The following is a 20,431-nucleotide window of genomic DNA, read 5'->3' on the forward strand; positions in this document are numbered from 1 at the left end:
ACTTTTCTTAAAGAAGTTTTTCACATGCAGATGCGGGTAATAATAGGTAGATAAGTATGACTAACTTTTTTCTCCATGCTAAAAGAAGTCCGAACTTATTAAATCATGGTACGGGAGATTTCTATCAAATTCGCCATTATGGAAAAGAAGATGTTTCCGTGATGTCTGCTGTCATTAAGGCATTAACCGTAATCGCTGAAACAAATCGCTCTGCCATCAAAAACGACGTGTGGGTTTTTTCTTCCTATATCGTAGAAGGGCTGCAAAAAGAGGAGTGGCTTAAAATGGACAAAGAGTGTCTTAATCAGCTTCTCAAAAACCTTGCAAAAGCTTGTGAAAAAAATGCGCTTCTATGCTGTTAGAATAAAAACAAAAAAAGCCGCTCATCAGCTGAGCGGCTTTTTCCTACGATATAAAGTGCTCTATCTCTTCTCTCTTTTTCACTATTATAAGTTTATCGTTATATGACGTACGAAGGATATGCAAAATTTCAGGTTACTTTGCTTTTCGAAATCCGCATTCCACTGAAACATTTTAATGAAAATAGAAAGCGTCGGTGCATAATTTGCTTTTTCTATTTTAGCCTTTTGCAAAACATACCTTCTTAGAATAAACCATATTCTTTTTAGATAATGCGTGTCGAGAAAAATAATAAGATCAGCTCTATCAAAACTTTCGCTCACCCACGTATAGTGTACGCCTTCTATGATCCATTCTTTTGAAGCTGCAATATGATGTAAACACTTTTTTCTATCCGCTTCACTTCTTCTTTTATCTCCTTCATGTGTTCGTTCCCACATAATATTATCAAGTTCGTAGTGAGGAACTTTTAATTTATGGGATAATAAACGGGCAAGAGTTGTTTTTCCACTTCCAACAGATCCAACGATATGTATTTTTTTACACGGAGCGCTTTGAATACTTCATCTCCTCCTACTTCAAACCTGTTTTTTTACACATATTGTATAATTCAAGTTCTTTTTCTCTAATGCAAACCCGAACGTTTTATGCTAGTATTTTATGGTACTTGACTGACAAAAGGAGTGAAACCACAGTGCCTAAAACCCTTTTTGGAAAACTTACGCTGTTTTGGATTGGACTATTTTTATTGATTACAGGTCTATTTTTTTATTATAAATATACAAACCAAGGGTTTACCGCTGCAGATTTATTCTTTCGCGTCTCTCCTCCTTTAGCTACTATTGGCTTCCTTTTAAGCGCAGCCGGACTATATGAAGAACGAGGAAAAAACAAGCTAATTCCTCTCGTTGTACTCAGCATTAGTTTTATCATGCTCTGCCAAGCAGGCTATCATTTTATACATATGCATACTCCACCGCCGCGTCCCTGACTTTTTCTCATTCTTATTTATAAAAAAGCTCTTCGTTTAGTATATTAAACGAAGAGCTTTACTCTCTATTCAAATAAACGCACAAGCTTTTTTGTATAGGGATGCCTGTTTTTATCAAATAGCTTTGCACGGTCAAATTGATCGATAACCTCGCCTTGCTGCATGACCATCATGCGACTGCTCATAAATTTTACTGCTGCTAAATCATGCGAAATAAACAAATAAGATAGCTGAAACGTCTCCTGCAAATCTTTTAATAAATTTAAAATCTTTGCTTGTACCGTAACATCAAGACTCGCTGTTGGTTCGTCTAATAGCACCAGAGACGGACCTACGCTGATGGCACGCGCAATCGCTACACGCTGAAGCTGTCCTCCGCTGAGTTCATGAGGATAATCCAACGCATATTCTGCGCTAATCCCGACTTTTTCTAACAAATAAAAAGCGATTTCTTTTTCATTTCCGCTCACATGAGATAAAAATGAAGGAACGGTTCGCTGCTGCCGCAAAGGCTCGAGCAATGAATCGATGATTTTTACTTTCGGATTAAAAGAAGCGGCGGGGTTTTGAAATACAACTTGCATGCCTAGACGAGCTTGCTGCAGTTTTTTTCCTTTTAACCGGTGAAGAGGTTTCTCTGCAAACCATACTTCTCCCTGCTGAATCTCTGTTAACCTTAGCACACTTTTTACAAGCGTACTTTTTCCGCTTCCACTCTCTCCGACAATCCCTACACATTCCCCTTTATCGATATGCAGGGAAACATCATTTAGCGCTGTGACCTCTTTATACTGTTTCACCAGCTGCGTGACGCGTAATATACTTTTTTCTTTCATATCTCACTCCTATATCAACACTTTTTTCTGCGTATCTAACAATCGATCAGGCGTTTTCTGTAAAGAAGGAATGGCGTTAAACAGTTTTTTTGTATAAAAGTGATGCGGAGCGTGAAACAGAGATTCGATACTGTTTTCTTCCACGATCTCTCCTGCTAACATAATGGCTGCTCGGTCTGCATATTTCCGCACATGACGCAAATCATGGGTAATAAACAAAATGGCACAGCCTGCTTCTTCTTTCAGCTTATGCAGCAGCTGAAGAACTTCAGCTGCTGCCACGCTATCTAAAGCCGTGGTTGGTTCATCCGCGATAATCAAGGCAGGCTTCATCGTCAACGCTAAAGCAATCGCTGCTCGCTGAAGCTGTCCTCCGCTCAGCTGAGAAGCATAGCTTTTATATACACGTTCATTGGGTAAATTCACAGCTTTTAGAGCCTGAAAAATGGCAGCAGTCCTGTCTTTTTTAGACAGCTTACTATGTGTACGAATCGTTTCATCAAACTGCTTTCCAATTGTTAAAAAAGGAGTAAAGGCGCTTCGATAATCTTGAAAGATATACGAAATATCTTTTCCAAGGATAGGCTGATGATGAGAAGCGCTTCCTTTTCGCTTAAAAGTAATGGAGCCTCCTTTAAGCGTTACACCTGAAGGCAGCAGCCCTCCTATCGAAGCAGCAGTGATGCTTTTCCCGCTTCCGCTTTCTCCAACGAGTGCTATCCACTGTCCTTGTTCGATTGTAAAAGAAACGTCTTTTACAATTTGTTTTGTTTTATTATGAATAGCTAGATGTTTTACTTCTAAAACGATGATCATCACCTCTTTTACCGATTAACTTGATATTTTCCTCGAATATATTCACCTAAAGCTGTAAACGCCAGCACAAACAAAATAATGGCCGCGCCTGGTATAAACATTAGCTGCGGAGCATTGTAAAAGTAGGCTCTGCCTTCATTTAGCATCGTTCCCCATTCCGGAGCCGGAGGCTGAGTCCCTAGTCCAATATAGGATAATGAAGCCATCATTAAAATAATTTTCCCTATATCCAGCGTAGCAAGAACAAGAATCTGTCCTCCCACATGGGGAAGAAAATGACGTAAGATTAAATGAAACACTCCAACTCCGTTTAATTTAGCAATCAGCACATATTCTTTTGACTTTTCTTGAAGCACAGTACTGCGCACTAGCCTTGCATAACTAACCCACTTTACAATAACCATCGCGGCAATTAAGTTGAATAATCCGGGTCCTAAAAGCCCGCTTAAAACGATGGCTGCAATATAATCAGGAAAAGCTAAAAAAGCATCTACAATTCTCATTAAGAAGCGATCTATCTTTCCTCCAACATACCCTGAAACTAAACCAACAGGTACTCCAATCAAAAGAGAAAGAGCTAAGACAAGAAAACTAGTCCCAATTGTGGTCTGAGCTCCAGCTATGATTCGTGAAAAAAGATCTCTGCCTAAGTGATCAGTCCCTAGCCAGTGATCACTGGTGGCTTTTTGAAGCCGATCTTGCATATTGACTTGTGTGGGATCCATTGGTGTTAGCTGACTTCCAAACAGACAAAATAAAATAAGCGCAATACCACACACGCTTATTACTACAAAAGGAAGCTGCGGCTTTTTCACGTTTTATCCCCTCCCTTTACATAGAGCTGGGGATTTACATATTTGTAGCTCAAATCCACAAGTGAATTGATTAAAACAACAAACAGGCCCATCCACAAAATATACCCTTGAATTACAGGATAATCACGATTCATAATCGCATCAATAACTAATTTTCCGATTCCAGGATAAGCAAAAAGCACTTCAATGATGACCGTTCCTCCAAGTAAACTGCCTAAGCTCGTCCCTAAAATGGTAAGGATAGGTGTTAAGCTATACCGGAACGCATGGAAAATAAAAATGCGGCTTTCACTGATTCCTCTTGCTCGAGCAGATCGTACAAAATCTTGTTTCAACCCTTCTAGCAGACTAGCTCTAATCATTCGCATATACACAGCGGACATGGCAAAACCAAGCGTTAAAGAAGGCAGCACAAGATGAGCTGCTGTGCCTGTCCCCATCGAAGGAAGCCATTGAAGACGTACAGAGAACAGCTGTATAAACAAAAGGCCGAGCCAAAAGCTTGGAATAGACGCTCCAATTAAGGAAATACTTCTGCTGAGATAATCAATCCACTTATTCGGGTATAGTGCTGACAGCGTTCCGAGTGGCACAGCTATTAACAGCATCACAACCAAAGATGCAACCGTCAAGCGCAGCGTAGCTGGAAACTTCTCCACCAATTCGTCGATGACAGGCTCTTTTGTCATATACGAAGATCCTAAATCAAACTGAAAAAAGCGCTTCAGCCACTTTCCATATTGAATATATACGGGTTCATCAAATCCTAGCTCTGTTCTCAAATTATTCATTTGTTCCTCAGAAACTGCCACGTCATCTACGCGAAGCATTTGCTTAACTGGATCTCCTGGAGCTAACTTCATTAAAACAAAGCTGAGAAACGATAGTATAACTAAAAAAATGAGTAATTCTATTATTCTTTTACTAATTAATTTCATATCTACTTCACATCTAAGTCCTTTGTTATCACATAGTATTCACTTTTGGTTGTGACCCAATTTTTCACATTGTCTCTATAGGCCACAAAATTATTCGGATGAACAATCGAAGAGTGCAGCGTTTCCTTCTCTACTATTTCTCCGGCTTGTCTCGCTAACTTGTTGCGCTGTTTTTGATCAACGGTTTTATTAAGCTCGTCAATAATGGAAGTTAATACTGGTTCATGAAAATGTCCTACATTAAATGCTCCTCCCTCCGTATAAAGAGCATTAAAGAAATATCCTGCGTCTCCTCGAGGCGACGTCACTAGACTGTATGTAACGATTCCCCAATCATCTTTTGTTGTCATATACTCGTCCATATTTTCCACTTGTTGAATGTCTATTTTCACACCAATCTTTTTTGCTTCTGACTGAAGCATTTGTGACATTAAAGGCAGTTCTGGACGATAAGGGTATGTAACAAGCTTAAAGGAAAGCTGTTTTCCATTTTTTATTGCTTTTCCATCCTTGAGTATATAACCGGCTTTTTCTAAATATTTTTGCGTCTCACTTGGTCCATAGGTTTTCGTTTTTTGATCGTTCGAAAAATCCAAACTATCTAAAAATGGACCTGTTGCTGGTGACCCTTGACCTGCGAGCGCTGTGTTGACAACATCTTTTGGATTTAATAATACATCAAACGCTTTTCTCACATTTTTATCTTTAAACGCTTCTTGCCTTGAATTATAGAAAAGCATTTGGTTTCTGAGGCTCGGCTGTATATCTACTACAATAGAAGAATCTTTTTTTAACGTGTTTAAGCTTTCAATAGCCGGACGGTACACAATATCGGCTTCACCTGATTGCAAAGCGGACGTTCGTGCATTTTCATCATCATTAAATGTTAACACAACTTCATCCAATTTTGGTTCTCCGCCCCAGTATTCTTTATATTTTTTTACTTTCATTTCATTATCCGGTTTAAACGAAGCTACTTTAAATGGCCCTGTTCCCACGGGTTTACTTTTTATATCTGGAGCATCTACATCAATAATTGCCGTGTTTGGATGAACAAGTTCAGAAGGCAGCGTGGCAAGCGGCTCTGTTGTTATAATAGTTAAGATTTGGCCACTGGCTTTCATTTCTTTAATTTTAAGTGCACTTTTCATTGCTTCGCTTTCTTTTATCGTTCTTTCTAACGAATGTTTCACGGCTTCAGCATTCAAATCCTTGCCATTTTGAAACGTAATCCCGTCTCTAATCTCAAATACCCAGGTCGTCCCATCATCTTCTGTTTTCCACTTTTTTGAAAGCCACGGTTCAATCTGTAATTGCTCATTAACTTTTACTAACGTTTCGGCAATACCGGCTCGTACAGTTGTATAATTTAACTGTGGATCGAACGTGTCACTTGGAAAATTCGATACAAAAGTAAGTGATTTCTTTTCGCTCTTTTCTTCGGTACTCGCAGAGTTACCCAAACATGCCGCTAGCATACCTATCGTAGCAAGCGTTAAGCATAGCAGACTTATCTTTTTTCTCATATAAACCCCTCCTTTATTCAAAACTATCCTTCTTTTATGTACTGTCTCTAACTATAATTTTCCTCCTTTAAATCGTAACGATTATTATTATCATAAAAAGTTTAATTTGTTTACCTTACTTTGTCAACAAAGGTTTTTAAAGGATACAGGCGCTCTAACACCTGTTTTCACCCGTTATGATGATTGAATTTATTGATAACGCATACAAATGAGCATAAAAAAACAAAGCCTTCTCGGGGCTTTGTTTATGCAGCGTGTTTTTTTCTTTTATATTTCCACATCATATATCGATAACGAATCGTGCAGCCTATACAATATCCCATCAGCGCTACACCAGCAGCAAGAATCACCATTATACTAAATACATAGCCGACAAGCGTATAACTCAGTAAAAATGAAATGAAAGCAACTCCCATACATATCGTTGCAATCCACTGGTTAAAAAGCTGCTGATCCCGGTCTTCCATTTGATAAGAAGAAGCAGGCTTTTTGAGAAGCTTTTTCCCTGCCATAATTACGGGATTACGCTTTGTTGCAAGTGTGACTACTCCAACGAGAAAAGGCAAAAGTAAAAGCCACTTTGCCGCAAGTAAAGCGATCAAAACCGTTATAACGATAAAGAGTTGATTAAGCTGAACTAATGGTTTGGGAATGCTCATGGAACTCCTCCTTCTTAAAACCTATTATACAAATTGGTTTACTAATTTAAAAGAAAAAGCACTCCAAATGAGCGATAAGACTCATATAAAAAAGTTACATAATTTCACTAACGTACTTTAAGATCAGTATCGTAAATAAAATCAAGACAACGTATCGTAAAGAACGAATTCGACGTTGAAGAAGACGTTTTACATGCCTTTTATTACGCATATGGGTTCTTCCTTTCGTATATTGAATTGTCTTTAGACACACTTATATCATACTTTTTCGGAAAACACCAACGTCAGAAAAAATTGCCAAGAACCACAGTTTTATGCGCTTAGAAAGCCTTTTCCAATTACATCTCGTACATCGTGCACAATAACAAATGCTTCATCATCAATTTTTTTAATCAGCTTTTTAAGCTTAATGAGCTCTTGTTTGTTAATGACCACATACAAGATTTCTTTTGATTCTTTTGTATAGTTCCCTCGACCGTTTAGAATCGTTACTCCGCGATCAAGCTGTTCATTAATTTGATCCGCTACTTCGTTTTTGTTGCTTGAAATAACGGTAACGGCCTTTTTGGCATCAAATCCTTCAATAACGAAGTCAATTACTTTTGTTGTAATGTAAAGCATGACAATCGTAAATAGTAGCTTTTCGATTCCAATAATAAAATAAGAAGCCAATACCACTAGTAAATCAACAATTAAAAGTGCATGATTGACTTTCCAGTTTAAAAACTTATTTAGAATTCGAGCAATAATGGCTGAACCTGCTGTTGTTCCACCAACTCGCAAAATCATCCCAATTCCAACACCTAGCAGTACACCGGCAAAAACCATGCCAATGAGCTCTTCATGAAGATGAAGACCCCAGCCTTCAGTTACGTGAAGAAAAATAGATGTAGCGATAATCGTAATCATCGTATAGACGATGGTTTTTTTCTCTAAAAATTTATACCCTACGATAAGCAAGATACCGTTTAAAATAAAGTTAGTGATGCCCGTTGAAAGATGCGTTGTATAATATAAAATAATTGATATACCCGTAACGCCGCCTTCACCTAGTCCTATTGGAATGACGAACATGTTAACTGCAAGTGAAAATACAAACGAACCTATTAATAAAAAGATGACATCTTTTACTGTTTTACTCATCGTTTAAACCCTCCTCGGCATAAAAATTCACATAAAAAAGCCCCTTCTCCAAAAGAGAAGAGACGCTTATGTTTAGTTTTTATATTACGTATTCTTAAATTGCCATGTATGACTATAATATGTTCACATACGTTTGTCAAACGGAAAGTTTATGCATTATGTGTAACCAAGGCTATGAGTCATTTATCTTTTATGTATACTAGGAATGTTTTAATTTATTTAAACAAAGACGGATGCAGGAATTAGTCGACTCAATTAATTCTTTATCGCCTTTTTTCAATCGAATTTCTAACGCGCGTTGAAAATAGTGATGTGCTCTGGAAACAACCCGCTGATCAAGTAAACATTTTCCATAATGCTGATAGACAAAGTCTTCATATATGTGAAGGTCTTCATCTGCTTTTAATTGTTCAATGAGTAGCTGAAACGTTTCATTCGCTTTATCCCACTGTTCTTGCCAGTGATATGTATGTCCAAGTCGGATCGTATTCAAAAATTCACCTAGTATATCAGCATGTCGGTCATATAGATAAATGGCCAGCAGCAGATGTCTTTCACTGCTCGTTAATTCTCCAAGTATGCGCTCATATACACCAATATGTCCATATGTTTTAGCAGCGGCACACTCATCCTCTTCAAGAGCTCGTTTCTTTAAATAGATAATTCCCTGCTTCATTTGGTGTGGGTTAACCGGAACTTCTCGAAGCTGTTCGTTAAATCGATAACTCATATTAAACGGAAGATCTCTGATGTTCATGCACGCTCCTTTCATGTGGCACATCAGCAAACATACTTTCATGACCGCTTGCTTATGGTCCATTGGATGTAGGATTCTTTCCATTTTGATACGTTTACGCGATTTACAGGAAAGCTCAGCAAAAGTGCTGAGCTGTTGGTTCTTATTATTTTACTTATATATCCATTTTATCACAAAAAATACTACCGTAAAGATGATCAGGCAGTCTTCATATAAAAAAATGGTTTTTTATCAATAAAAATGGTTTTATGCTCTTGAAAGCCTATACGCTGATACAATTTTTTGGCTTCTACGTTATTATATTCAACGTTTAACGATAAAAACATCTTACGCTTTTTGGCTTCTTGCTTGGCTACATTTAAAAGAGCCGTTCCTATCCCTTTTCCACGGTAAGCTTCATCTACACATAGAGAGTCAATATAATAATCTCCATGTTCAGTTTCTATATCAATTTCCCACGCTGGATTATTAAGTTTAGCACGTACAAAACGCTTAACTGGTTCATAAAGCGTTTGTAACATACTTCCTTCGTAGCAAAGCATAAGTCCAACTACCTTCTCATCGACCTCCGCGACTGTAATATGATGATAGCTATAGCGATTCTTCTCAGACAGAATAAACGCTTTAAGTCTTAAAAGCGCTTCTTCATTCGTTGTAGCCGCCGTATGAGAGCGTGCAATACTGCCAAGCATGTCATAAAGTAATTCCGTTACAGCAGAAGCATCTTCTTTTCTTGCTTTCCTTATTTTCACGATTTTCAAACTCCCTTTATTCTCTTCGCTTGCGTTATTTGTAGCAAAACTTCTTACCTATCTACTTTAACACGAAAAAGAAAAGAAAGAAAAAATTAACTCCTAATCTTCCTTTCATTGTATAATTAATGTATATTTTCAAATGAATGGATGATGACTATGAAAAAACGCCGTCAGCAGAAAGATACTACGATGAGTGGATAGGAAGTTTTAGCAGAAATTCTTTTTCAAGTGCCTCAGCTGCTCATATGGCCACTGCGTATTCTTATACGAATTGGTCGCTCTTTGTTGGATGGTATTTAGCCACTCCTATACAAATACTTACTGAACTCACAAACAAAGAAACTCAGCAGTTACTGAATTTCTTTGTTAGTTTTTTGCTTTTTTGTATCCTGCTTCTTGCGCATCTTTTTCGGTACAGAACCAAATGACGTTGTTCATGGTTTGGTTGTAGTGTGCCCCTGTTGGCACGTGATAAATTTTAGAGTTTTGATTTCCTTTTATTTTACCTTCACAGCTTTTGGCAGACTGAGTATCCTTTTGATTAGAAGAGGACTGATTTTTTACAGCATCCGTGTTATACCCTTTTTCTTGTGCATAGTTTTCAATACTCCAGATGCCTTTTTCGCTTTTTCGAGCCTGCTCCTGTATTTTCTTAAATTCATCTACGTACTTTGTATTGGGAGGAAATACTGCTACGCGGGCTAACCCTTTTGCTAGCAGCTCTTCATTATATAGCTCATTGTCTATCCATACATAAGCAAGCAAGCGTCCATATTGATCACGCTCTTGCACATCAAATTCAAGGGTAATTTCCTGTCCTTCTAGCCTTTTTTTTGTGTAAGCAGATGCTTCAGGACCAAAGGGCTGTACGCCTAGTTTGGGATGCTTTGTTTCGGGGGTATCAACAAGAAGTAGTCGCACTCGATCCGTCTTTCCGTTCAGCATTTTCACTTTAAGCGTATCACCGTCCACCACTCTTTCTACCGTAGCTGCTTCACCTACTACATCTTCACGACTTGCTTTAGAAGGACTATGATCTTCTTCTTGATCTGATGAACCTTCTACTTGAACTGCTTGTTTTGTATCGGTAGAAGATGTGCTTGAATGACTTGCTTGCTCATCACTGCATCCAGTAAGAAGCAGCATAAACATCGCGATCATGATGTAAATAATTGCTTTTATTTCTTTCAAAACCCGGGTCCTCCTTTAACACATTCACTATCTACTATATAAAAGTCAAATCATTTTATAAATAGTGTAAATCACCTAAAAACAAAAACTCGTGAAAATACCTTTCACGAGTTTTTTCGTGCAACTGTTATAAAAATTGGTTACCTGTTTTAAAGTCATTCTTTTAAATAGCCTCTATTTTATTTTTATCTCACGAACACATTTTTCGTTTTAGTGTATCCAGATTTTTAATCATGAGGATATTTTACACTACAAATACATTTATCGTCTACTAGCTTATAAGAATAAGGAATAGCCGCACAAATAGAATAAATGTGAATATTTCAATATAATAACTGGCTAACATGATTGCTATTTTTTGTAACATAAATAAGAGCCCTCACTAACAATAGCTAATAGGGCTCTTCAAACCTTTGTTTTTACGATCGAATTTTTTGTTTGCGCATCCACTGGGTAGCGACCCACTTTTCTCCTTTTATAACAGGAGCTCCACCGTGGAGAGTACGATCATTAAGTTCAGCGTCACTATAAAAATATTCAAAGTACACGGCCATTCCTTTTGTCGGAGATACGGAAAGACCCAGCTTAGGAAAATAAGTTTCTCCTCCTTCTTCCACATCGTTTAAGTACATAACCAATGTACTAATACGGTTATTTTTAGATGCTTTACTTGCAGAAGTGAAATAATCGTGATGCGCTTTGTATTCTTGATCAGGCAAGTATTTTAAAACTTGAAGACCTTCAGCATATTCAATAGACGGTCCCATTATTTTAGAAAGTCTTCTTTCAATTTGATGTACAAGCTCGTTTTCGCTTTCTTCAAAAAACATGCCGCTGCTCGTTCGAATACTGTTTACTTCACGTTCAGCGCCAATTTTTGATCGCTGCATTTTATCTTTGGATAGCTGTATAAGTTCGTCACATTCTTCGTTACTTAGGACATTTCCTAAAACTAGAACAAGCGGCTCTTCAAATCGAGCAACAATATCAATCTCTCTGTCTTCTAATTTAATTTTATTCCCTGAATGGTTAAAAATCGTTTGTTCTTTCGTTATTAAAGATGTATTAGTTAGAATCATCTTTTACCGGCTCCTCGAAATAGCTATTTTCCAATTCTTCACTTCATTATATGTAAACGCTTACTAATAAGAATTATATCATGTATACGAAGTAAATTCTGCTAGTAAAGGAAATAAATAAAAAGAAGCCCGTAATATAACGGAGCTCTCTCATTTTTTCTTATAGATTTCACCTATATTTTAAATACTTTACAACAGCTATCTAAAAAATTCTTTTAATCTAGAGCATACGTGTCAAAGGCCACCTAAAATCATCGGTACACAAGTTCTTTTTTACTTAAATCAAGCGTTTGGGCTGTAGAAGCGGAAATTTCGTTAAAAAGCACTGGATGTTCTACCAGTGACAAGCCGTAAGAAGGAATCATTTCTTTTATTTTTGGTTCCCATTTCTTCATATGCTGCGGGAAACACTTTTCTAGCACTTCAAGCATGACATGAACGGCAGTCGAAGCACCTGGCGAAGCCCCGAGCAATGCAGCAACGGAACCATCAGCTGAACTCACAACTTCTGTACCAAATTGAAGAGTTCCTTTACCTCCGGCTTCCGTATCTTTGATTACTTGTACACGCTGACCCGCTACGACGATATCCCAGTCTTCGCTTTTTGCGTTTGGAATAAACTCGCGAAGTTCTTCCATACGCTTTTCATTGGACAACAGCACCTGCTGAATCAAGTATTTCGTTAAGCCCATCTCTTTGACGCCTGCTGCTAACATCGTCAAGATATTATTCGGTTTTACAGAATTGATTAAATCCAAATTTGAACCCGTTTTTAAGAACTTTGGTGAAAATCCGGCAAAAGGTCCAAACAGCAGTGTTTTTTTGCGGTCGATATAGCGTGTATCAAGGTGCGGAACCGACATCGGCGGAGCACCAACCTTCGCTTTTCCGTACACTTTCCCATGATGCTGCGCTACAACTTCGGGGTTATTGCATACCATAAATAATCCGCTTACCGGGAACCCTCCAATATGTTTGGACTCAGGAATACCCGTTTTTTGGAGTAAAGACAGACTTCCGCCTCCTCCTCCGATAAAAACAAATTTCGCCGTGTGATATTCCTGTTTGCCGCTATGAATATCATGTACTTTTACTTCCCACGAGCCGTCTGCGGTACGTGTCAGATTTTCAACGCTGTGGTTATAGTTTATTTCTACGCTTTTACTTTTTAAATGTGTAAACAACATACGAGTTAAAGCCCCAAAGTTCACGTCCGTCCCTGAGTCGATTTTGGTTGCCGCAATTGCTTCAGTCGATGTACGGCCTTTCATGACAAGCGGCATCCATTCTTTTAGCTTTTCAGGACGATCCGAATACTCCATTCCTTGAAACAACGGATTATTTGATAGCGCTTCAAAACGTTTTTTCAGAAAGGATACGTTCTTTTCTCCTTGTACGAAACTCATATGAGGGATTGGCATAATAAACTCTTGCGGATGATGAATTAAATTACTGCTTACAAGATACGACCAAAACTGTCTTGAAAGCTGAAACTGTTCATTAATTCGCACTGCTTTCGTAATATCTATAGATCCGTCAGCTTGTTCAGATGTATAGTTCAACTCGCACAGTGCAGCATGGCCAGTCCCTGCATTATTCCATTCATTCGAGCTTTCTTCTCCTGCATCTGCGAGTTTCTCAAATACTTTGATTTCCCATTCCGGCGCTAACTCTTTTAGTAAAGATCCCAACGTTGCGCTCATAACTCCGGCCCCAATTAAGATAACGTCTGTTTTTTTATATACATTGCTCATCACAATCTTCCTTATCTTTTATATTTTAAAAAAGCACCTTTTAGCAACACGCCTGTTCTACCTGACTCTCTATAGATTAAGTATGTCTGACAAGTTATCTGTCTTACATAATGGGAGTTTTTATACATACCCTTTCATCTTGTCCTTTTTTAACATGCTCAATATCACTTCAGCGGTTTCTTCAACTGCTTTACCTGAGACATTAACAATAGGGCAACCAATGCGCTTCATAATTTTCTCAGCATAGTCCAGCTCTTCAAGGATTCGATCTACATTGGCATAATTGGCTTGAGACGCTAAACCTAAATTTTTTAATCGTTCTTTTCGGATTTCATTGAGCTTATCCGGTGTAATAACTAAACCAATACATTTATTTTTCGGAATAGTAAAAAGTTCATCAGGAGGCGTCACTTCTGGAACTAACGGTATATTCGCTACTTTAAGACTTTTATGAGCTAAATACATAGAAAGTGGCGTCTTAGATGTTCTCGAAACACCAATCAACACTAGATCAGCTCGCTTGATACCTCTGAAGTCTTGTCCATCATCATATTTAACAGCGAATTCAACTGCTTCTACTCTTCGAAAATAGTTATCGTCTAATTTTCTCGTTAATCTCGGTTGAAGATTAGGTTCCTTATTAAAGGTTTGGCTAAAGGCACTCATAAGAGGGGTCATTAAATCAATGGCTACAATTCCTTCTTCTTGTGCCTTTTGGTCAAGATACTGTTTTAAAGGTGGGATGACGATGGTATACGCAATGATGGCCTCGTTACACCTTGCTTCAGCAATGATATTATCAATATTTCCCTCATCTTCTACGTAAGAAGTATTTTGAATTTCAATATCTTCTCCACTAAATTGAGTTAAAACTGCTTTCACCATCAGCTCAGCCGTTTCACCTACTGAGTCGGAAACTATATAGACAATTTTTCTTTTATTCACATTAAATCTTCCTATTCTTTGATTTTAATAATTTAATAACGCTAGTATTTTTTGTTCAACTATCATTTAGCAGCTTGCAAGATACATATTTTATGGGTAATGAATGGACTAATATCCTGGATACTGTGATTATAAGACTTCAAAAAAACGATCGACTTCAGGATTTATGTCATACTAATTATAAAATAACATTAAATATGTTATACTATTTTCATCAAATGTTATATTAGCATTAAATATACTTAGATACAATCCCTTTTCTCAGCATTTTATAAAAAGTTTGAAGAAAGAAAAAGTTTAAATGTTAAAAGGATTTATGCTTTTAGATGATGGGACTCACCTCGCCGAGCGTCGTTTTATAAAGATGGACACGAGGATAGTTATATTTATTTATAACATGATTTGAAAAAGAACATTATGGAAGGTTTAATCTCATCTATTCTTTTTAACTAAGAGTGCTATAACTAATAATAATGAACGGTTTACTTTTCACCTTATATATACTAAAAAACACCGCCTAAACGACGATGTTTTGAATAGTTGGTTCTATCTCACCGTTGCTTTATGCTTCGGCAATCCATGCATTAATTCTTATAAAACGGGCGTACTATTAGTAGATTTTTGCAATAAAAATTTAGAAAGATAATGATAGACGCCGTTTTCGTCACAGTTAAATTCCGTTATGTCATCGACAATTTCTTTAATATGATCCGGCGCATTTTTCATCGCTACAGCATAGCTGGCAAACTGAAACATTGGTAAATCATTGTTGCTGTCGCCAATTGCTAGAATGTCTTGCTGGGGCAAATTAAAATGTTTTAGCATTTGCTGAATCCCCGTTGCTTTATTTACGTTTGCCACCATCACTTCGACATTGTGTTTAGATGAAGTAGAAGTTGTAAAGTCGATTTCTTTCTTAAGTTCTTCAAGCTCCTCTTTCCAGTTATCGATATGCTCGTGCGTTCTTGCAAAGAAATAGAACTTTGAAAATTCGCTTCCTTCTACGGAATCTTTCCAGTCAATTTCTTCTTTAATTGCTTGTTTACGGGAAAGCCATTCGTTAATTTCCACACTGTCTGGCTTTGGATCTCTAATTTCATTTTCAACATACGGCTGATCTTGTTTTAACGTCACGCGAGATGTGCCGTACGGGAAAAGCTCGTAGTATACCTTGTTCGCTCTTGCTTTTTCAATAATGGTTTCCACCAATTGAAGCGAAAGCGAATGCTGAAAGACTGATTCTTTTCCTACGTACCCTGCCATACCATTTGACGTGATAAATCCATCCACTTGAAAGCCTTCAGGAACTAACTCTTCTATTTCATCAAACGCTCTTCCCGTAGCAATAAAAACAAAAATTCCCTGTTTTCGTAATTCGTCAATGATTTCTTTTGTTTGAATACTTACTTTGTTAGCACGGTTTAATATCGTGCCGTCCATATCTAAAAAAATTGCTTTAGGTTTTAATAACATACTTATTCCCCCTACTTGTAAAAAGAGTGTACTTGGCAAGTATAAACTTTTCCATTTTTAAACTCAATGAATGTACTTTGCTTTTCTCTTTTATAAAACTACTATAATACTCTCCTTACATCTAAAGTACGTACTTATATTGTACAAGCGCTATAAAGAAAGCATTTTATATTTGCAATAAGCCTTTATATACTAATAGCCGGCTAGGCTAATTTGATATAAAACAGCATTCACAAAAACGAATTTTCCTTTTAGCCTTTAGAGTATCGTTCAAAAAAGATATAATAAGATTGTTACAGATTAAATACATACAGAGGAGGTCAACATGAACGAACCATCCAATTTTTCTCCTTACCTTATTAAACAAATTAGCGATGCGATCGATGACAATATCAAAGCAAAGTGCATAGACTTTTTATATGATTCTCATTCGTTTTTTTCGAATGAAAAAGATTTTATAGAAGACTACATTTTAAATATATTGCAAGATACGTTTGTTTTAGAGAATAAATTAATAAATCCTAAGGAAATAAGAAATCCCGCTTACAAAAGAAGACAATCGAATAAGAAAAACTGGCTGCAAACGTTAAAAAAAGATATTAAAGCAGAAAAGCCTAATCCTATTTTTGAAGACATTGAATTGGCCAAAAAAGTGATGGATAAAAAAGTGGATACCGAACACTTAAAAAAGCTGTTTGGCGTGGAAAAACCTGAAGATATTTTAAAGATAAAGTTAAAAGAAGTAGAGACATGGGCTAAAAGTAAAAAAACAAACATTACCGATTTTCCTTATTTAGATTCAAAGATGAATTATCAAATAGAGAAAGCATTTCACACAGACTTTACTTTTTTAATTGCTGAAATCATACTAGAAAAATACAATGGAAATTTGAGTAACTGGATTGATAAAAGATTGAATTCGTGGGTAGAGGCCCCTATCTTCTCAAATGAAAGTCATTCTCTTAAAACCAATATGGAAGTTAAAACAAACTCCCAAGAAGTCGTTTTATATAATGACTATAAAGTTGATGAAGAATATTTCATTCGCACCATTATCCCTGTGAATGATAATCAAACGGTTCTTTCCAAACGAAATATGGTTTTAGATCCAAAAGATTCCCAAATTATCCAGTTTGCTCTTTCACAGCGCGACGAGATGTTTTATAAAGAAAAAACGGTGACTCTTGATTTAGCGGATATCGTTAAAGAAATTTATAATTCAAAAGGTGTAAAAAACTATGAAGCGGTTGAAGCCCGCATTATGAAAATTGCCAGATATCACGTAGAAGGTGTAGCGAAGAAGAAAAATTCCAGAGATACAAAATTTGCGATAAACTTCTTCCAAAAGGCTGTTATTGAAACCGATGAAGTAACGGGCAGACGATATGCAACCATTGTATTTAGCGACGATACGCATCAAGGCTTTTTAAATCAGCAGTTTGTACAAATTTACAGTGACGTTATTAAAAAGTTTAAAGATAACTCTCTGTCTTCTCTACTGCTATATGCATTTCAAAAAGAGCGATTAGATTGTTATTTACAAGAGAAGTCTTACACCCATTTTTACCCATATCAATATTTTGCTTCAAAAGTTCGTTTTCGTTCAAAGAAAATTGATGTCAATCTAAAATTAATTAATGAATCTCTAGCAGAGTTTGTTAGCAATCAAGTACTGATCCAAAGTTATCAGCAAAAACTTCAAGGATTTGAAATCTCTTTTATTCCTCTTCAAAATTATGAAATTCAAGACTATTTTGGAGGAGAACATAGAGAAACATTGGAAGGGTAAATTGTTCCCTTCCTTTTTTATTTGATATTTTGCCACTTTCAGCTTATAAATACAAAATATCCCTCTACTTTTATTTCATAGTTTGGAAGTTTTGTCATTTTTAACGTACTAACCAGAAGCTTTTGCCGTTTTTTACGTACCTCTTTGCTTCTTTTGCCGTTTTTAGCGTACTAATTACTACCTTTTGCTGTTTTTGACGTACCACTCTGATTCTTTTGCCGTTTTTGACGTACTAAATGCATTTTATTTACTAGTAATCACTTATTAATTGTTAATTATTCTCTTTTTTTCGTAAAACAATCCTACCTTTTGCCGTTTTTGACGTACTCCTTCACTACTTTTGCCGTTTTCTGCGTATTAAACATTGCTTTTCCCCTTGTTATTGCCTTTTCAAACCCCATTTTTTATTTTTTTCGCAACATATATAAAACTTTTGCCATTTTTGACGTACCAAACGAAAACTTTTGCTGTTTTTGGCGTACTACTACGCCTTTTTTGCCGTTTTTTACGTACTAAAAATAGCTTTTGCCGTTTTTGGCGTACCAATAAAATTCATTGTGTTATTTACAACGATCATGGAAGCGATTTTTTTACCTTTTTTTAGGTGAATCGAGATGACTTTTGCTGTTTTTGGCGTACCACTCTTTACTTTTGCTATTTTTGGCGTACTATACTGAGCCTTTTGCTGTTTTTTACGTACTAAAACGCATAAAGTTTTTTTTGATTTTTACTGATCGTAACAAACACTGTTCTACCGGTGCTTGCTTGCTTTTGCCGTTTTTGGCGTACTAAAAAACCTATACGCTGAACCCCTTGATATGACAGCATTCTTTGAACCTTTTGCCGTTTTTAGCGTACTACTCGTTCGTTTGCGATTCTATTTCTTATTGATATAATTTTCACAAGGTATTCTTTGTTATTTTACCCTAATAAATTATTGTTGATATGAAATAGATTGGAGGGATTCTCATGATAAAAAAAGAATTTGCGAAAATTGGAAAACAAATTATTCGCCAATTGTCTAGCACCGTAGAAAAATATAAAGATATTGAAGATCACATGGACCTAGACGCTCATGGGAACCCTACAATCAAAACAGTGGCAGAACATCACCGTTTATCTAAATCTCAAATTTCACAATTAATTTTTTATCACTTCCTTCACGTTGATGAAAGAGGTATTATTTGTGATGTTTCTGAAAAAGAGATTGCAGCCACTTTGAATTGTACAGTTCGAACAGTTCGCAACAACAATGTAGTATTAGCAGAAACAGAATTAATTTCCTATTCTCGCAGCGGCAAAGGAATCAATATTTGTATTGTTCCCTATCCTCAATATTTTGAAGAACACGGCTTTGGGTTTATGGAATTAGAATATACTCGCTTTGAAGAACTTATTCTAATTGAAAACGTAAACGCCCTTCGCTTAGAGCTGCGCAAAGAATTGGTTTATGACAACGATACGATTAAGCGTCAGTTTAATCCTGGAGAAAACACTTCAAAAATTAGCTTTAATGACTATAAAATTTTTACGCCGAAATATACTCACTACAAAGGTATGATGCAAAAAATAGCTGAAACGCAGACGAGTGCATTTAAAACCGTTGTCCAAGGATCTACTATTTTCTTTGTTTTAAAAGACGGAGCTAAAAATGGCAAGATGTCAAAACAAGAAAAGAAAGATCAATACGATGCGGCGATTCGACGTACTATTGAAGAGACTTTTGTAAAATTATCTGGACACAGCACAGATTCTACAGGAATTGTCATGTCTTCATTCCAAAACGAAGACATCGCTGATTTGGTTCAGCTTTCTTTTGAATATGGTATTGAACGAGTGAAGTCTGCCCTTTATTCTCTGATTGAACAGGCCTTCTTCAGCCATGATGCTCAAGTCGTTGAAAATTACGGTGGAAAAATCCGTACGCTCATTCGAAAAGAGCTTTCAAAAAATCTTCAAGATCAAGCCCCTGCCGAACTTACAGCTTCATAAGGGGCTTATTTGGCATGCCTTTTTTTATTTTTTCTCCCTTCTCTTCTCTTTTTGATACAAATAGCGCAAACAAACACCCATTTTTGCAGCTATCCAATTCCATTATCCTATCTATATAAACGTAATGAGTTCAAATAAATGATATTTCTTGTGTATAACTACGGAATATTACTAAAAAAACACCTTCATACTTATCCACAAAAGAAAGAAAACATATTCAATGACTGTTATATCATCCTCTTTGTTAATAAAAACATCCTTTTTATTTTTTTATTAACGATGATTTCCAGGTTATTTACTCTTTAACACGACTACTTTTATCCACAGTGGAAATAATTCATACTTTTAACAGCAATCTTCATACCATGAGTTTTAAAATCCATCTATTGCAGAAGAAAAAACATAGTGAATAAAATAGATTACATATCTGTTGTTATAAAAAACATCCTTTAGCTAAAGGATGCTGTTCACAAAAAAGGTCTATTTTCCACACAGTTATTTATTGAAAAGCTATTTCCTTTCTAACCCTTGATATCATTGGGTTTTTAGAGGATTTTTCTTTCTCTAATATCTGTATATAATGTTTGCTGATAAGATCTATACTAATATCTG

General features: G+C 36.5%; 19 protein-coding genes. 4 read left to right on the forward strand and 15 right to left on the reverse strand.

Annotated elements, in window-relative coordinates; all coding sequences use genetic code 11:
• The first annotated feature begins 56 nt into the window (after positions 1-56).
• Positions 57-362 (forward strand): DUF2254 domain-containing protein, encoded by a 306-nt coding sequence (locus tag LIS78_RS14875; protein WP_245210591.1) that lies wholly within the window; start codon positions 57-59, stop codon positions 360-362.
• Positions 363-446: 84 nt separating this feature from the next.
• Here the strand turns inward: LIS78_RS14875 and LIS78_RS31595 are convergent, their stop codons facing one another.
• Positions 447-920: an AAA family ATPase gene (locus LIS78_RS31595; protein ID WP_342394282.1), complete on the reverse strand. Its 474-nt coding sequence runs from the start codon at positions 918-920 to the stop codon at positions 447-449.
• A gap of 134 nt (positions 921-1,054) precedes the next feature.
• On the opposite strand from LIS78_RS31595, the gene LIS78_RS14880 reads away from it, so the two are divergent.
• A complete protein-coding gene (locus LIS78_RS14880) occupies positions 1,055-1,351 on the forward strand; it encodes a hypothetical protein (RefSeq protein WP_195782883.1) in 297 nt (98 codons plus the stop codon).
• A gap of 65 nt (positions 1,352-1,416) precedes the next feature.
• Here the strand turns inward: LIS78_RS14880 and LIS78_RS14885 are convergent, their stop codons facing one another.
• The 14 genes from LIS78_RS14885 to LIS78_RS14950 form a co-directional block, all read right to left on the reverse strand.
• Positions 1,417-2,187, reverse strand: a complete 771-nt coding sequence (locus LIS78_RS14885) for an ABC transporter ATP-binding protein (RefSeq protein WP_252283916.1) — start codon at positions 2,185-2,187, stop codon at positions 1,417-1,419.
• 9 nt (positions 2,188-2,196) lie between these two features.
• Positions 2,197-3,006, reverse strand: a complete 810-nt coding sequence (locus LIS78_RS14890; protein WP_195782881.1) for an ABC transporter ATP-binding protein — start codon at positions 3,004-3,006, stop codon at positions 2,197-2,199.
• Positions 3,007-3,011: 5 nt separating this feature from the next.
• The gene (nikC, locus tag LIS78_RS14895) at positions 3,012-3,818 is read right to left on the reverse strand and encodes a nickel transporter permease (protein WP_195782880.1); all 807 of its coding nucleotides are present in this window, start codon (positions 3,816-3,818) and stop codon (positions 3,012-3,014) included.
• On the reverse strand, positions 3,815-4,756 hold the full coding sequence (gene nikB, locus LIS78_RS14900) for a nickel ABC transporter permease (protein WP_252283917.1): 942 nt from the start codon (positions 4,754-4,756) through the stop codon (positions 3,815-3,817). The genes nikC and nikB overlap by 4 nt, the downstream gene beginning before the upstream one ends.
• A gap of 2 nt (positions 4,757-4,758) precedes the next feature.
• On the reverse strand, positions 4,759-6,282 hold the full coding sequence (nikA, locus tag LIS78_RS14905; RefSeq protein ID WP_252283918.1) for a nickel ABC transporter substrate-binding protein: 1,524 nt from the start codon (positions 6,280-6,282) through the stop codon (positions 4,759-4,761).
• Positions 6,283-6,527: 245 nt separating this feature from the next.
• Positions 6,528-6,941, reverse strand: coding sequence for a DUF4395 domain-containing protein (locus LIS78_RS14910; RefSeq protein WP_252283919.1), 414 nt, complete (start codon positions 6,939-6,941; stop codon positions 6,528-6,530).
• Between the two features lie 312 nt (positions 6,942-7,253).
• Complete coding sequence (locus tag LIS78_RS14915; RefSeq protein WP_252283920.1) at positions 7,254-8,084, reverse strand: YitT family protein; 831 nt, start codon at positions 8,082-8,084, stop codon at positions 7,254-7,256.
• 199 nt (positions 8,085-8,283) lie between these two features.
• Positions 8,284-8,841, reverse strand: coding sequence for a hypothetical protein (locus LIS78_RS14920; RefSeq protein WP_252283921.1), 558 nt, complete (start codon positions 8,839-8,841; stop codon positions 8,284-8,286).
• 197 nt (positions 8,842-9,038) lie between these two features.
• Positions 9,039-9,593: a GNAT family N-acetyltransferase gene (locus tag LIS78_RS14925; RefSeq protein WP_013057535.1), complete on the reverse strand. Its 555-nt coding sequence runs from the start codon at positions 9,591-9,593 to the stop codon at positions 9,039-9,041.
• A 369-nt stretch (positions 9,594-9,962) separates the two neighbouring features.
• Entirely contained in the window at positions 9,963-10,787 is an 825-nt protein-coding gene (locus tag LIS78_RS14930; protein WP_252283922.1) for a thermonuclease family protein, read from the reverse strand.
• Positions 10,788-11,206: 419 nt separating this feature from the next.
• Positions 11,207-11,866: a 2OG-Fe(II) oxygenase gene (locus tag LIS78_RS14935; RefSeq protein ID WP_195782875.1), complete on the reverse strand. Its 660-nt coding sequence runs from the start codon at positions 11,864-11,866 to the stop codon at positions 11,207-11,209.
• A gap of 251 nt (positions 11,867-12,117) precedes the next feature.
• On the reverse strand, positions 12,118-13,620 hold the full coding sequence (locus tag LIS78_RS14940; protein ID WP_195782874.1) for a malate:quinone oxidoreductase: 1,503 nt from the start codon (positions 13,618-13,620) through the stop codon (positions 12,118-12,120).
• Between the two features lie 120 nt (positions 13,621-13,740).
• A complete protein-coding gene (locus tag LIS78_RS14945; RefSeq protein ID WP_013083665.1) occupies positions 13,741-14,565 on the reverse strand; it encodes a pyruvate, water dikinase regulatory protein in 825 nt (274 codons plus the stop codon).
• Positions 14,566-15,156: 591 nt separating this feature from the next.
• Complete coding sequence (locus tag LIS78_RS14950) at positions 15,157-16,038, reverse strand: HAD family hydrolase (RefSeq protein WP_195782873.1); 882 nt, start codon at positions 16,036-16,038, stop codon at positions 15,157-15,159.
• Positions 16,039-16,363: 325 nt separating this feature from the next.
• Here LIS78_RS14950 and LIS78_RS14955 point away from each other — a divergent pair, with 325 nt between their 5' ends.
• Both LIS78_RS14955 and LIS78_RS14960 read left to right on the forward strand, forming a co-directional pair.
• Entirely contained in the window at positions 16,364-17,827 is a 1,464-nt protein-coding gene (locus tag LIS78_RS14955; protein WP_028409018.1) for a hypothetical protein, read from the forward strand.
• A gap of 969 nt (positions 17,828-18,796) precedes the next feature.
• A complete protein-coding gene (locus LIS78_RS14960; RefSeq protein WP_195782871.1) occupies positions 18,797-19,819 on the forward strand; it encodes a hypothetical protein in 1,023 nt (340 codons plus the stop codon).
• Positions 19,820-20,431: the final 612 nt, after the last annotated feature.

This window comes from Priestia megaterium (assembly GCF_023824195.1).
GTDB lineage: Bacteria > Bacillota > Bacilli > Bacillales > Bacillaceae_H > Priestia > Priestia megaterium_D.